At 33.2% G+C, this 13,832-nt stretch carries 15 protein-coding genes; 8 read left to right on the top strand and 7 right to left on the bottom strand.

The genetic code is table 11. The features are described 5' to 3' along the window. On the top strand, nucleotides 1-699 hold the full coding sequence (locus tag BUC29_RS05505) for a LytR/AlgR family response regulator transcription factor (protein ID WP_026729423.1): 699 nt from the start codon (nucleotides 1-3) through the stop codon (nucleotides 697-699). Here the strand turns inward: BUC29_RS05505 and priA are convergent. The 5 genes from priA to nadC form a co-directional block, all read right to left on the bottom strand. Further along, nucleotides 696-3,143 (bottom strand): replication restart helicase PriA, encoded by a 2,448-nt coding sequence (gene priA, locus BUC29_RS05500; protein ID WP_073414158.1) that lies wholly within the window; start codon nucleotides 3,141-3,143, stop codon nucleotides 696-698. The genes BUC29_RS05505 and priA overlap by 4 nt on opposite strands. 23 nt (nucleotides 3,144-3,166) lie before the next feature. After that, nucleotides 3,167-3,913 carry a subclass B1 metallo-beta-lactamase gene (gene bla-B1-FLAV / locus BUC29_RS05495; protein WP_073414156.1) on the bottom strand — a complete coding sequence of 249 codons (747 nt, stop codon included), beginning with the start codon at nucleotides 3,911-3,913 and terminating at the stop codon, nucleotides 3,167-3,169. A gap of 13 nt (nucleotides 3,914-3,926) precedes the next feature. Continuing rightward, nucleotides 3,927-4,355, bottom strand: coding sequence for a DUF2147 domain-containing protein (locus BUC29_RS05490; protein WP_073414154.1), 429 nt, complete (start codon nucleotides 4,353-4,355; stop codon nucleotides 3,927-3,929). A gap of 1 nt (nucleotide 4,356) precedes the next feature. Then, on the bottom strand, nucleotides 4,357-5,280 hold the full coding sequence (locus BUC29_RS05485) for a YihY/virulence factor BrkB family protein (RefSeq protein ID WP_073414152.1): 924 nt from the start codon (nucleotides 5,278-5,280) through the stop codon (nucleotides 4,357-4,359). A 98-nt stretch (nucleotides 5,281-5,378) separates the two neighbouring features. Further along, a complete protein-coding gene (gene nadC / locus BUC29_RS05480; protein WP_073414150.1) occupies nucleotides 5,379-6,236 on the bottom strand; it encodes a carboxylating nicotinate-nucleotide diphosphorylase in 858 nt (285 codons plus the stop codon). Between the two features lie 204 nt (nucleotides 6,237-6,440). Here nadC and BUC29_RS05475 point away from each other — a divergent pair, with 204 nt between their 5' ends. From BUC29_RS05475 to rlmH, 7 genes are all read left to right on the top strand, one after another. Beyond that, nucleotides 6,441-7,541 carry a DNA alkylation repair protein gene (locus tag BUC29_RS05475; protein ID WP_073414148.1) on the top strand — a complete coding sequence of 367 codons (1,101 nt, stop codon included), beginning with the start codon at nucleotides 6,441-6,443 and terminating at the stop codon, nucleotides 7,539-7,541. Between the two features lie 259 nt (nucleotides 7,542-7,800). Beyond that, a complete protein-coding gene (locus BUC29_RS05470) occupies nucleotides 7,801-8,682 on the top strand; it encodes a pirin family protein (RefSeq protein ID WP_073414146.1) in 882 nt (293 codons plus the stop codon). A gap of 2 nt (nucleotides 8,683-8,684) precedes the next feature. Next, nucleotides 8,685-9,080: an OsmC family protein gene (locus BUC29_RS05465; RefSeq protein ID WP_073414144.1), complete on the top strand. Its 396-nt coding sequence runs from the start codon at nucleotides 8,685-8,687 to the stop codon at nucleotides 9,078-9,080. A 5-nt stretch (nucleotides 9,081-9,085) separates the two neighbouring features. After that, on the top strand, nucleotides 9,086-9,370 hold the full coding sequence (locus BUC29_RS05460) for a GNAT family N-acetyltransferase (protein ID WP_073414141.1): 285 nt from the start codon (nucleotides 9,086-9,088) through the stop codon (nucleotides 9,368-9,370). A gap of 237 nt (nucleotides 9,371-9,607) precedes the next feature. After that, nucleotides 9,608-11,023 (top strand): amidohydrolase family protein, encoded by a 1,416-nt coding sequence (locus tag BUC29_RS05455; RefSeq protein WP_073414139.1) that lies wholly within the window; start codon nucleotides 9,608-9,610, stop codon nucleotides 11,021-11,023. A 49-nt stretch (nucleotides 11,024-11,072) separates the two neighbouring features. Next, entirely contained in the window at nucleotides 11,073-11,375 is a 303-nt protein-coding gene (locus BUC29_RS05450; RefSeq protein WP_073414137.1) for an antibiotic biosynthesis monooxygenase family protein, read from the top strand. Nucleotides 11,376-11,583: 208 nt separating this feature from the next. Next, nucleotides 11,584-12,057, top strand: a complete 474-nt coding sequence (gene rlmH, locus BUC29_RS05445) for a 23S rRNA (pseudouridine(1915)-N(3))-methyltransferase RlmH (RefSeq protein ID WP_026729408.1) — start codon at nucleotides 11,584-11,586, stop codon at nucleotides 12,055-12,057. A gap of 24 nt (nucleotides 12,058-12,081) precedes the next feature. Here rlmH and BUC29_RS05440 read toward each other — a convergent pair whose 3' ends face one another. Together BUC29_RS05440 and folP are read right to left on the bottom strand one after the other, a co-directional pair. Next, nucleotides 12,082-12,729: a hypothetical protein gene (locus BUC29_RS05440; protein ID WP_073414899.1), complete on the bottom strand. Its 648-nt coding sequence runs from the start codon at nucleotides 12,727-12,729 to the stop codon at nucleotides 12,082-12,084. A 130-nt stretch (nucleotides 12,730-12,859) separates the two neighbouring features. Next, a complete protein-coding gene (gene folP, locus BUC29_RS05435; protein ID WP_073414135.1) occupies nucleotides 12,860-13,684 on the bottom strand; it encodes a dihydropteroate synthase in 825 nt (274 codons plus the stop codon). Nucleotides 13,685-13,832 lie beyond the last annotated feature (148 nt).

Here is a 13,832-nt window from a genome sequence, read left to right as displayed (position 1 = left end):
ATGAAACTAAACTGTGTTGTTGTAGATGATAGTTCTATACAAAGGACAATTATTGCAAAATTAGTTAATAATCACCCAGGTTTGCATTTAATCGGGGATTTTTCTAATGCAATAGAAGCAAAAAGTTGTATCTCATTAAATAATATCGACTTAATATTTCTAGATATAGAAATGCCTGTTATAAATGGCTTTGATTTTCTTGATGGTTTAAAATCTAAACCTCAAATTATTTTTATCACTTCTAAAGCTGAATATGCTTTAAAAGCTTTTGATTATGACGCTACTGATTATCTGCAAAAACCAATTGCTGTAGATCGTTTTAATGCTTCTGTAAAAAGGGCAATAGATATGCACTTGCTTAAAAAAGAAGTTAAAGAAGAAGAAGGTGAGCATATTTTCATCAAAAGTAATTTAAAGAAACTTAAAATATTTACAGCAAAAATCAAATGGATTGAAGCCTTTGGCGATTATGTAAGAGTTGTGACCGAAGACGACAGTAATTTGGTATTATCAACAATGAAGTCTTTTGAAAACGATTTATCAAAAGACAAATTTATTCGCGTACACAAGTCCTATATTATTAATATAGACAAAGTTGAACGCTTCAATAGTAAGTTTGCCGAAATCGGAATTACAAAAATTCCGCTTAGCCGAAATAAGAAAGAAGATTTAGTAAAAGCACTGTCAACGTCTAGTTAATAAAAATCGACGTTTACAACAACTTTAATAGCTCTGTACTGAGCAACAGCTTCAAAACTATTCAACATTTTCTGAATAGTTTTTTTTGTGTTACCCAGATGCAAATTTTGCGGTATCTTAATCAAAATCGTTCTGATATATTCATTCCTAATTCTGCTTATTGCAGGTTCTTCCGGCCCCAAAACAGGTATGTTAAGATTTTGGCTTAAAACCTGATACAGCCACATTGAACCTTCTTTCAATTTATCAAAATCACGGTGTTTTAATGTCAGCTTTATTATTCTGAAATATGGCGGATATTTATAAATCTGTCTGTCATACAATTGCTCCTTATACATACCTGTATAATTATGGTTTGTAACCTGTTGAATTGTATTATGGTTTGGATTATAAGTTTGAATAACAACTTTTCCTTGTTTTTCAGATCTTCCTGCTCTTCCTGCAACTTGCGTCATCATTTGAAAACTGCGCTCAAAAGCTCTAAAATCAGGATGATGCAGCATATTGTCAGCATTCATGATTCCAACAAGACTTACATTATCAAAATCCAAACCTTTCGCCAGCATTTGTGTCCCGACTAAAATATCAATTTCACGATTTTTGAAAGTATCTATGATTTTTTCAAAGCCAAATTTACCGCGGGTTGTATCCTGATCCATTCTTGCCGTTTTGGCTTTAGGAAAAAGTGATAGTAACTCCTGCTCTATCTGCTCTGTTCCAAATCCTTTTGTTGTTAAATCAATACTTGAACAGCTATGGCAATGTGTTGGTTTTGCAATGGCATAACCGCAATAATGGCAGCGCAGTTGATTTTTAAATTTATGATACGTCAAACTCACGTCGCATTGCTGACAATGCGGAACGTGTCCGCAGGTTAAACACTCTATTATAGGCGAATATCCTCTTCTGTTTTGAAACAAAATTATCTGCTCGCCCAAAGACAAAGCTTCAGCAATTTCTTCTATTAAAAGATCACTAAAATGCCCCGTCATTCTTTTTCTAAAATGTTTGTCTTTCAAATCGACTAAAACAACTTCGGGCATGCGAACATTTTTATAACGCTCTGTAAGCGTAACCAAACCGTATTTATCATTCTGTGTATTAAAGTACGTTTCAATACTTGGCGTTGCAGAACCTAAAAGTACCTTCGCATTATGAAAATTTGCCAAAACTATAGCCGCATCTCTGGCGTGATATCTTGGTGCAGGATCTGTCTGTTTAAAAGTCTGTTCGTGTTCTTCATCAACAATCAACAAACCCAGATCATTAAAAGGTAAAAACAATGCCGATCTTGCTCCTATTACAATTTGTGCTTTTTGTGAATTTTCGAGCGTTTGTTTCCAAACCTCAACCCTTTCATTATTACTGTATTTAGAATGAAAAACAGCTACTTTATCTCCAAAATGAAGCCGAAGACGCGAAACCAATTGTGTTGTTAATGCAATTTCAGGAAGCAGATACAAAACCTGTCTTCCGGTATGCAGATATTCTTCTATTAATTTAATGTAGATTTCTGTTTTACCACTTGAAGTTACGCCGTGAAGCAGACACACTTCTTTCTCGGTAAAACTTTCTTTTATTGCCATAAAAGCTTTTTCCTGTGCTTCGCTTAACTGAAGTTCTTTTTCTGATTTTTCTCCGTTAAACAAAACCCGGTCTTGCTGCAAAAGATATTCTTCAAAAATTTCATTTTTGACCAAAGTTTTTATAATTCCAGAAGTACAACCTGAAACCTCAACTAATTTCTTGATCGTTACCGGCTTTTTTTCTGATGCGCTTATTTGAAAATAAGCTAAAACTATTTCTCTTTGTTTATCATTTTTCAAAATACCCAGCAAATCAGATAAACCCTGATCTGTCTCGTATTTTGAATGCAATTTTACAAACTTAACCAGTTTGGGCTTGTAGCTTTCTTTTATCTCTTCTTCTAAAACAATAACATCTCTTGATAATAATTTTTGAAGCGTGGGCAGTATATTTTTTTTATTTAAAATAGAAGCTATTTCCTGAACTTTAAGGGAACTTTGATGCTGCAGTGCTTCATAAATCAGGAATTCATCATCAGAAAGTTCAGAATCATTTACCACAACTTCCGGTTTATGCGAAACAATAGTTTCACTTTCTAATAATAATCCTGTTGGAAATGCACCACGATATACATCACCGATTCCGCACATATAATAGTTTGCAAGCCAAAGCCAGTGTTTAATCTGAATTTCGGTTGCAATAGGTTTTTCATCCAAAATCTGATGAATTTCTTTGGCCTCATATAATGTTGGCGCATCTTGATGAATATCTAATACAAGTGCCGTGTAAATTTTACTTTTACCAAAAGGTACCGCCACACGCATTCCTTTTTTTATAAAATGGAATTCGGCCTCAGAAACACGGTATGTAAAGGTTTTTGCTAAGGAAAGCGGTAAAATAACTTCGATAAAAAACATGTACTATATATATGAATGCAAAGTTACTTTTTTTCGGTAGACTTTTGAGCCAAATACTCCTTAACCAATTTTAAAGTATGATCTATTGATTTATTTGTTGTTCCGCCATCATGTCCCGGAATAACATACTTTGGATTTTTAAATTTTAATTGAACTTTCTTGATTGATTCCTTCCATTCTTTGACATCAGCATCTCCTAAATATCCTAAATCTTTCGCTTCTTCACTTTTTATAAAACATCCGCCATAAAGAATTTTATCTTTTCCAAACCACGCTACGATATTATCTGGTGCATGTCCTTTTCCTGGATAATACACCTCAAACTTATATTGCCCGACAGTAAAAGTAGTATCACTTGGAATTATAAATTCTGCTCTTGGTTCATTATTTTTTTTCAGAATATCATCCGTTAGTTTACCAGAATATGTTTTAATTCCTTTCTTTCTGTAAAAATCAAATCCTCCTGCACGATCCTCATGAGAATGCGTACCAAAAAGCATAATAACATCTTTATTATGTTTTGCTTTTATACTGTCCAGTAAAGGCTGAAACTGTGTTTTGTCCCAAGGCGCATCAAACATTACAACTCCCACATCTGTAACCAAATACATGGCATTAGCAGAAATCAACGTTCCGTTGTAATCATGAAATGTTTTATAAACATAAAAGTCACCTGTTAGATGACTTATTGGTAATGGCGAATTCTTAGATTGTCCAAAACTATTTGAAACTATGGCTAAGAATAAAATTATCGAAGCTAATTTTCGCATTTTATTTTTTGAATTAATTTTTCACTCTTGTCCAATATTGTGTTCTTCCCATAATAGAAACACCAACATAACCGCGAAGTTTTAATTTATCTGCAGATTCTAATGTGATATAACATTTGTATTTTTTACCACTTGTTGGGTCTAAAATAGTTCCTCCGTTATATTCTGAACCATCTTTTTTAAGTCCGTTTATGATAACCATACCCAGGATTGGTTTGTTTTTTTCGGCACCGTCGCACTTCACACAAACATCTTTTTTATGATTTTCGCGCAGTATTTCAACAATCTTTCCGTAAATTTTTCCTGATTTCTCGTAAATCTCAACTACCGATTTGGCTTCTCCCGTTTCATCGTCAATGGTTTTCCATTTTCCAATTACACTTTGACTTTGCATGGTCAGGGCAAAGAAGAACACTCCGATAGTCAGCATCAAATTTTTCATATTATTTTTCTTTTTTTTGTTTTAATTTTCTGATAGAAGCGTTCAATTCGAACCCTAAAAGCAGAATCATACAGTTTATCCAAATATAGAACATTAGAATTAATAATGTTCCAATTGAACCATAAAGTTCGTTGTATTTTGAAAATTTTATAACCCAAATCCCAAAAAAGAACGAAGATATAACAAATAACACTGTGGTAAAAACAGATCCAATGCTTATAAAAGGCACTTTATTGTACTGTTTTGTACCATAACGCAATAATATTGAAGATGTTATCAAAATCATTAAAACAACAAACAAATATCGCCCTAAAATGATGAGCGGAATTCTGTCACTCAACACATCCTGAATAATCGTTTTTTGAATAAATACCTCAAAAACAACAATTATGGCAACCGTAACAAACAATATAAAAGTCATCGTTAGAGAAATAGCCAGAGCAACCAAATACTGCCTGAAAAAACCTCGTTTATCAAAAACATGTTTAGAAGATTCAAAACCGCTTAAGATTCCGTTAACTCCATTTGCCATTAAAAAAATCGATAGCAGGAAACCCGATGACAATAATCCCGAATGACTATTATTTAAGATATCGCTGATAATTTTACTGATAGCATCAAATGTGTTTGGAGGCACATTCTGCTGCACAAACTGAAGAAAATCCTCCTGAAAATTATCTATTGGAATGTAGGGAATTAGGTTTAAAATGAATAAGGCAAATGGAAACAAAGCCATAAAAAAGCTAAAGGAAACTGCACTCGCATGATACGAAAATGCACCTTCAAGAATTCCTAAAGTGTACATTTCGAGCAAATCATACAAAGAAAATCCCTCTAACCAAGGGAGCTTTATTCTTTTAAAAAGTCGGGCCAGATTACGTATTACGGGCAGTTTTTCAATCCGGGCTTCTATTTCCTTCGACATATTTTTTGATTTTAGTCCCGATAGCTATCGGGAGATTTTAGATTATTCTTTAAGTGAATATTGTAAAACCAAACTCATAACTCAAAATTCAAACTTCACTAAAAAGCTTTCAGACTCAAATCCATATTGTGAACAGAGTGTGTTAAAGCTCCTGATGAAATATAATTTACGCCGCACAAAGCATATTCGCGAACCGTTTTTTCGCTGATATTACCAGAAGATTCTGTCTGACATTTTGAACCGATCAAATTTACTGCCGTTTTTGTATCTTCATAATTAAAATTATCAATCAGAATTCTGTGAACGCCGTCGCTCAACAAGATTTCTCTAATTTCATCAAGATTACGAGCTTCAACAATGATTTTCAGATCAAGATTATTCTCTTTCAAATATTCTTTTGTTTTAGAAATAGCACGCGTAATTCCACCTGCAAAATCAATATGATTATCTTTCAGCATAATCATATCATACAAAGCATAACGGTGATTTTCGCCCCCTCCTATTTTTACAGCCCATTTTTCTGCAGCTCTAAAATTTGGTGTTGTTTTGCGTGTGTCTAATATTTTAGCATTTGTTCCTTCCAAAAGTTTCATCAAATGCTTTGTTTTTGTGGCAATTGCCGACATACGCTGCATCGTATTCAAAACTACTCTTTCGGCTTTTAAAATAGACTGTGAACTTCCCGAAACTTCAAAAACAACTTCACCGTATTCTACATGCATCCCATCTTCAATATATGTTTTTACTTTTAATTTTGGATCTACATGTTCAAATATCATTTTAGCAAGTTCAACACCGGCAATTACGCCCTGATCTTTTACAAGTAATTTTGCCTGACCGTGAGCCGTGTCCGGAATACAGGCAAGCGAACTGTAATCGCCCGGGCCAACATCTTCTCTAATGGCATTGCTTATTAAAAGTTGTAATTCTGCTTGAAATTGAGCTTCGCTTATCATTTTTCTGTTTTTAATAATAATGCTAAATTAGAACTTATTTTATGGATTTGAAAATTCCAATAACATGAAAAGTTATATCAAACATTAAATATCTCTTTTTTAGCCATTAAGATATTCAGAAAAAAAAGTTACAATTCTTAACAACACTTAATCTTTTAATAAGCGTTCAATTAAATATCTTTGAAGTTCAATCAAGCAAAATTTATGGGATTAATTAAAGATATTTACTCCGTTTCTTTTTACGAAAAATTTAGTCAGGCTGTCGCCGAAGTGTATCCTGCATTCAACAAAGAAAAATTTATTGAAGCAATTTACGAAGGTGATTTTCTTCAGAAAGAATGGAAAGAAAGAATGAAACATACAACTGTTGTTTTTCATCAATTTATGCCTCAAAATTTTCCAGAAGCTGTTTCTCTTATTGACAAAATCATAGAAAATCTAAGAAAAAACAACTTTGCAGACAGCAATCTGGCTTTCATTTTCTTTGCTGATTATATCGAAATATATGGTTTAGACGATTTTGAAACTTCGAAAAAAGCCTTCGTTTCTGTTACCCAATTTATAAGCTGCGAATTTGCCGTTCGTCCTTTCATTTTAAAATATAAAGAAAAAATGATTGATGAAATGATCAAATGGTCATTGCATAAAAATCATCATGTTCGCCGTTTGGCAAGCGAAGGTTCGCGTCCGAGATTACCTTGGGCAATGGCAATTCCGTTTCTTAAAAAAGATCCTTCTTCCATTCTGCCGATTTTGGAGAATTTAAAAAACGATCCTTCAGAATATGTCCGCAGAAGTGTTGCCAATAATTTGAATGATATTGCCAAAGATAATCCGCAGATTGTTCTGGAAATTGCTTCGGAATGGAAAGGCCACAGCAAAGAAACAGATGCAATTATCAAGCATGGATCTCGAACTTTACTGAAACAAGGCCATCCTGAAATTTTAAGCCATTATGGTTTAGAAAGCACTAATATTGAGCTTTCATCATTTGAAATTAAAACTCCTGTTGTAAAAATTGGAGATTATCTTCAGTTTCAATTTTATTTAAATAATAAAAACGAAGAACCAAAAACAGTTCGTTTAGAATATGCTGTTCATTACAAAAAAGCAAAAGGGCATTTGGCGAAAAAAGTCTTTAAAATCAGTGAGAAGATTTATCATCCTAATCAATTGACTAAGATTGAAAGAAATCAGTCTTTTAAATTGATTACAACTCGTGTTTTTCATACTGGAATACATCAATTATCGATTATTATTAATGGAACAGAAAGTGACACTTTGGAGTTTGAGTTGATTGATTAATCCGAAAAAGTTATTTTTTTTAAGTACTGTCAGACTGAGCGAAGTCGAAGTCCCACTTGCTGAATCACTTTGCGGGACTTCGACTTCGCTCAGTTTGACAAAACTGCATTTCATCACTTTACACTAATACAATGAATTATTCTAGATTTTCCTTACTTTTATAAATCAAAAAAAATAAAAACCACTTTCTTAATCTAAATTAAGTTACAGATTCCTATCACAACTGTAATTTCGTTTTCAAATCAAATCAAAATACTACATGTCAAATATCAGTTTAATTATCGAAGAACGTGCTGCCAATATTGGCAACTTTATGGTTGGGCGTTTATTGCCTTTCCGTGAAAAAAGAGCTGTCGGACCATTTGTTTTTATCGACCACATGGGACCTGCGCATTTAAGTGATCATGAAAATATGGATGTTCCGCCGCATCCGCATATCGGACTTTCAACGCTTACTTTTTTATTTGAAGCAAGCATTATGCACCGCGACAGTTTAGGAACAGAATTAGAAATAAAACCTGGTGCCGTAAACTGGATGACAGCTGGAAAAGGAATTGTACATTCTGAAAGAACTCCAGAATATTTAAGACATTCTGATAAAATGCTTCACGGATTGCAGATTTGGGTGGCACTTCCAAAAGAATTGGAGCAAATGGAACCGAATTTCACGCATGTTGAAGCAGATGATATTCCGGCTTGGGAAGAAGACGGTGTTTCATACAAATTAATTGCCGGTGAAGCTTTTGGTAAAAAATCTCCAGTTCCTGTTTATAGTCCGCTTTATTTTATTGAAATTAAAAGCAAAGAAGCCAAAAAAATCAATATTGGAAAAGATTTATTCGGCGAAAGCGGTTTGTATATTTTGGAGGGAAGCATCAAAAATGGCGAACATGTTTATGATCCAAGACAAATTTTAATTACAACTGAAGCTTCGCTTTGCGAGTTTGAAATTTCTGAAAACTCTACGGTTTATCTTTTTGGCGGACAACCATTCCCTGAAGAACATTTTATCTTTTGGAATTTTGTTTCTTCGGATAAAGAATTAATTGAAAAGGCAAAAAAAGACTGGACAGAACAGACTTTCCCAAAAGTTCCCGGCGAAACCGAATTTGTTCCATTACCTGAACCAAGAATTAAATAACTATGGATACAATCTCAGCAAAAATAGATACGCGTTTATATCGAACGGAAATTACATCCGCCAGCGGAAATGTATTAATTTCTGACGAACCCCAGCAATTGGGAGGCAAAAATTTAGGCTTAAATCCTACTGAACTTTTAGCTTCATCGTTAGCTTCTTGCACTTTAATTACTTTACGAATGTACATTAATCGCAAGCAATGGAACGTTGAAGAAATCAATATCAAAATTGATTTTGAAAGGGATTCCGAGCGAAATTGCACCTCATTTACCAGAAGAATTGAAGTGATAGGAGAAGTTGACGAAACGCAAAGACAAAGACTAGAAACGATTGCAAACAGTTGTCCGATTCATAAAACATTGGCACATTCAATCGAAATCAAAACCACACTAATATAATTATCATGGAAATTCAACAAATAAACGATATAAAAAGAGGCTATTTTGAAGCCGTAGAAGACGGAAAAGAAGCTGGTAAAATGACCTATACCTGGGCAGGAGACTCAAAATTTATTATTGATCATACCGAAGTGAGTCCAGAATTTAACGGAAAAGGTGTTGGTAAAAAACTGGTTATGGCTGCCGTAGATTATGCCAGAAACAACAATCTTAAAATTATTCCGCTTTGTCCTTTTGCGAAAAGCGTTTTTGATAAGGTTCCTGAAATACATGATGTACTTTTTTCTTAAAAGGTACTAAGGTTCTGAGGGACTAAGGTTCTAAGTTTTTTTTTACCGCAAAGCGCGCAAAGAATAACGCAAAGTTCGCAAAGTTTTTCACATAAAGCTTTGCGAACTTTGCGTTTATAACAAGTCTAGTAAATAACAAAACCTTGCGTACTTTGCGTTAAAAATTCAACGCAACGAAATTCGATTTTCAAATTTCTCCGAAAACTCGTATATTTGCGCGTAATTTAAACTTAGAGTATGACAAGGATAATTACGCTTTTCTGTATTTTTATAGCACAAATCGGCTTTTCTCAATCAGCTGAAAGTTATTTAGAAAAAATCAGAAATAATGAAGCTCTCTTAACAGCTTTCTTTCAACAAATGCCTAAAGGAGGCGATTTACACCACCATTTTTCAGGATCAGTTTATGCAGAACCTCTTTTGGAAAGAGCTATTGCAGAAGACTTTTATTTGAATCTGGAAACTATGGCAGTTTCTAAAACAAAACCTGAAAAAGGAAAATGGCAGACTTTTTCTTCTATAAAAAATGACGGAAAATTAGATTATTACGAGCAGCAGGTTATGCAGACCTGGTCAATAAAAGATTATAATGGTTCAGTACCTTCTGACGATCAGTTTTTTGACTCTTTTATGAAATTTGAACCCACTATCGCAGGCCATTTTGCAGAAGGAATGCTCGAATTAAAGAAACGCGCCATTGCCGAAAATGTATCTTATATTGAAACACAGTTATCGACAATTCCGTGTGATATGAATGTTTCAGATTTAGTAGATTTCAATACAAAACTTCGTCAGGCTGCATCGCAAAAAGATGAAAAAGCGGTTTTAAAACTTTTGGATGAATTGTATAAATCACTTCAGAAAAAAGAGGCTAAAAAGTATGCAGATGATTTCAATACTAATTTCTTAGCAAAACTGCATAAAGATTTAAAAATAGATGACGAAAAATTCACCATGCGTTATCAAAACTTTGTACTGCGTTTTATGGAACCTGTCGATTTGTTCAAAAATCTGGTAATTGCTTTTATTTCGTCAAGCGAAAGCAAACTAACTGCAGGTGTAAATATCGTTTCTCCAGAACATGGCGAAAACTCTATGAAAGATTATTGGCTGCATATGGTGATGTTTAAATATTGTCATTCTAAATTCCCAGACGTAAAATATACGCTCCACGCGGGCGAATTGACTTTAGGCTTGGTTCAGCCAGAAGATTTAACATGGCATATTAATGACGCTATTTATATTGCAGGCGCCAACAGAATTGGTCACGGAGTTGATATTGCTTACGAAGCTAATTCATACGACTTATTAAAGTATATGGCTCAAAAAAACATTCCGATTGAAATCAATTTGGTGAGTAACGAATTCATTTTGAAAGTAAAAGAAAATAGACATCCTTTTACGCTTTACAAAGAGTTTAATGTTCCAATTGTAATCAGTACAGACGATGCGGGAATTTTAAGAAGCAATATGACAGAACAATATGTTTTACTGGCAAAAAGATATCCTGATGTAAGCTACGAAACAATCAAAAAATACGTTTACAACAGCATCAATTACAGTTTCATTCAAGATACATCGGTTAAAAAACAATTAATCAAAGATCTAGACAATCGTTTTAAAATTTTTGAAGCGAAGTTTTCTAAAAACTAAATTTCTAAACCTAACAGGTTTTAAAACCTGTTAGGTAAACATTAAAATTATGATTCTAGAAGCAGCATTTTTATATGTAAAACCAGAATTAGCATCAACATTTGAAGCCGATTTTGCAAAAGCAAGTCAATATATTTCATCAATCGATGGTTATTTAGGACATCGTTTAGAAAAATGTCTTGAAGTCGAAAATAAATATCTTTTATTAGTTGATTGGAATACGCTGGAAGGTCATACAGTAGGTTTCAGAACTTCTGAAGCGTATTTAGAATGGAAGAAAATTTTGCATCATTATTACGAACCTTTTCCAATTGTAGAACATTTCGAAACAGTTTTTGAGAATAAAAAATAATATTTATCCTTTCTGCGAAAAAATTTAAACACATAGAAACATAGATCTATTGTTTCTGTTTAAGATTACAGAAAAAGCAAGCTTTAACACATAGCTATGTGTATTGCAATTAGTGAAACGCCTTTATAGACAAAGAAAAACTATGACTCTATGTGTTTAAATTAAATTCGTGCTAATTTGTGCAATTCGTGGCAAAAAAACTTTACAAATGAACATCAAGTTAATCGCAATAGGCAAAACAGACAATAAATCGCTTCAAACTTTGATAGACGATTATACCAAACGTTTGTCGTTTTACATCAAATTTGATTTGGAGATTATTCCAGATATTAAAAACGTAAAAAACTTATCTGAAAGCCAGCAGAAAGAAAAAGAAGGAGAATTAATTCTTTCTAAACTTTCAGCCACAGATCAATTGATTTTATTGGATGAAAACGGAAAAAACTTCTCCAGCGTTGGTTTCTCTGAAGAACTGCAAAAGAAAATGAATTCTGGAGTAAAAACGTTGGTTTTTGTTATCGGCGGTCCTTATGGTTTTTCTGAAACTGTTTATAAAAAAGCACAAGGAAAAGTTTCGCTTTCGCTGATGACGTTTTCGCATCAAATGGTTCGTTTATTCTTTATCGAACAATTGTACCGCGGATTTACGATTTTACGAAATGAACCTTATCATCATCAATAACGTCATTTAATTTAACTGGCATTTTTAAAAAACAAACTCTTGTTCTTCGTTTATAAAAACAAACGGAATCTTTTTGTCAATAATGTTTTTTACAAGGATTTTAGATTGAATGTAATCTCCATAACTCATGTTTTTATCATAAGAAAATGTAATCTGAGCTTTTGGATTTATAATCAAACTATCTAAAAACGGTTTTAAATTACTTTTAGGAAAATCATAGGCTTTTCTTCCACTGTAGTGTATCATTCCGTTCTTTTTAAAATACAGCTGACTTCTGTTATTTGCAATTTCTAATTTGTAAAACACTTTCGTAAAAGGCAGAAAAGCTAAATTCTTTCCAACAGAATCAGCATACGAATAATAGTTTTCAGATTCTTCATTTTGGTGCATTTTTTCATTTCGCTTTTTATCCTGTAATTTTATTATCTGCGGCATCACCAATTTCAATGGTAAACGTTTGTCAATATTAAAAATCCAATTAGTTGAAATGATAGCACTTTTTCTATTTAAATCGGCGATTGTATCTTTTCCTTCAACTTTAAAAAAGATATAAATGGGCGAATGATCTTGTACGTCTTTTACGATTGTAACATTTGATTTTGGCAATAAAACATCTTCTTTTTTTCCACAGGAAAAGAGAAGAAAAGCTATAATTAGAGAGAAATATTTCATTTTCATTTATTTTACTAAAGTTTGTCATTCCGAGGAACAAGGAATCTCACTAGTATTCCGCAAAGTAATCGTCAATCTTTGTCGAGTTTCGAGTGTGATTCCTCGTTCCTCGGAATGATAAAACTGGCGATTATAAATTCATTTTATTAAACAAAGCAACACATTCCACCGCTTCTTTCACATCATGCACACGAAGAATCTTCGCTCCTTTTGTCAAAGCAATTGTATTTAGAAAAGTTGTTCCGTTAAGAGCTTCTTGTGGTGTAATATCTAAAGTTTTATAAATCATTGATTTTCTTGAAATTCCAGCCAAAACAGGCAATTCTAAAACATTGAAAAGTTCCATTTTCTGCATTACTTCATAATTCTGATCGGTTGTTTTGGCAAAACCAAATCCCGGATCCAAAATCAAATCGTTGATTCCTAAAGCTCTTGCCTGTTGCACTTTTTCAGAAAAATAGAAGAGTATTTCTTTTACAATATCATCGTATTGGGTCAAACTCTGCATCGTCTGAGGATTACCACGCATGTGCATCATAATATAGGGAACGTTATATTTGGCAATAACATCAAACATTTTATCGTCTAATTCTCCCGCTGCAATATCGTTTATAATCGCTGCACCGTTTTCTATACTAACTTTTGCTACCTCAGCCCTAAATGTATCAATTGATAATAAAGCTTTTGGAAAATGACTTAAAATCAATTCTATGACAGGAACAATTCTATCGATTTCTTCTTGTTCAGAAACAAATTCGGCACTCGGTTTACTAGAGTAGGCACCAATATCAATAAATGTTGCTCCTTCTGAAAGCATTTTATCTACCTGAGAAATAATTTCATCTTCGTTTTTATATTTTCCTCCGTCAAAGAAAGAATTTGGCGTAACATTCAGGATTCCCATAACTTTTGGAATCGATAAATCTAGAAGTTCGCCTTTGCAGTTAATAAACATTTTGTTTCAAGTTTTATTTGTTTAATGTTTCAAGTTAATGCAGATTAGGCAAGTTTGGGAACTTGAAACCTGAAACCTGAAACATTTTTCAGTTTCAAGTTACAGCGTTAACACTATGTTTAGAAAAAACTTGAAACAAAGAAAACCT

This window comes from Flavobacterium defluvii, assembly GCF_900129555.1.
Classification (GTDB): Bacteria; Bacteroidota; Bacteroidia; order Flavobacteriales; family Flavobacteriaceae; genus Flavobacterium; species Flavobacterium defluvii.
Note: the sequence above shows the minus strand (reverse complement) of the source record. Positions and strands in the feature narration are given on the sequence as shown.

Bases quoted from the DNA above. Each gene is read 5' to 3' on its own strand.
- BUC29_RS05505 (WP_026729423.1), top strand. From the start codon at position 1: ATGAAACTAAACTGTGTTGTTGTAGATGATAGTTCTATACAAAGGACA.
- priA (WP_073414158.1), bottom strand. From the start codon at position 3,143: ATGTTTTTTATCGAAGTTATTTTACCGCTTTCCTTAGCAAAAACCTTT.
- bla-B1-FLAV (WP_073414156.1), bottom strand. From the start codon at position 3,913: ATGCGAAAATTAGCTTCGATAATTTTATTCTTAGCCATAGTTTCAAAT.
- BUC29_RS05490 (WP_073414154.1), bottom strand. From the start codon at position 4,355: ATGAAAAATTTGATGCTGACTATCGGAGTGTTCTTCTTTGCCCTGACC.
- BUC29_RS05485 (WP_073414152.1), bottom strand. From the start codon at position 5,280: ATGTCGAAGGAAATAGAAGCCCGGATTGAAAAACTGCCCGTAATACGT.
- nadC (WP_073414150.1), bottom strand. From the start codon at position 6,236: ATGATAAGCGAAGCTCAATTTCAAGCAGAATTACAACTTTTAATAAGC.
- BUC29_RS05475 (WP_073414148.1), top strand. From the start codon at position 6,441: ATGGGATTAATTAAAGATATTTACTCCGTTTCTTTTTACGAAAAATTT.
- BUC29_RS05470 (WP_073414146.1), top strand. From the start codon at position 7,801: ATGTCAAATATCAGTTTAATTATCGAAGAACGTGCTGCCAATATTGGC.
- BUC29_RS05465 (WP_073414144.1), top strand. From the start codon at position 8,685: ATGGATACAATCTCAGCAAAAATAGATACGCGTTTATATCGAACGGAA.
- BUC29_RS05460 (WP_073414141.1), top strand. From the start codon at position 9,086: ATGGAAATTCAACAAATAAACGATATAAAAAGAGGCTATTTTGAAGCC.
- BUC29_RS05455 (WP_073414139.1), top strand. From the start codon at position 9,608: ATGACAAGGATAATTACGCTTTTCTGTATTTTTATAGCACAAATCGGC.
- BUC29_RS05450 (WP_073414137.1), top strand. From the start codon at position 11,073: ATGATTCTAGAAGCAGCATTTTTATATGTAAAACCAGAATTAGCATCA.
- rlmH (WP_026729408.1), top strand. From the start codon at position 11,584: ATGAACATCAAGTTAATCGCAATAGGCAAAACAGACAATAAATCGCTT.
- BUC29_RS05440 (WP_073414899.1), bottom strand. From the start codon at position 12,729: ATGAAATATTTCTCTCTAATTATAGCTTTTCTTCTCTTTTCCTGTGGA.
- folP (WP_073414135.1), bottom strand. From the start codon at position 13,684: ATGTTTATTAACTGCAAAGGCGAACTTCTAGATTTATCGATTCCAAAA.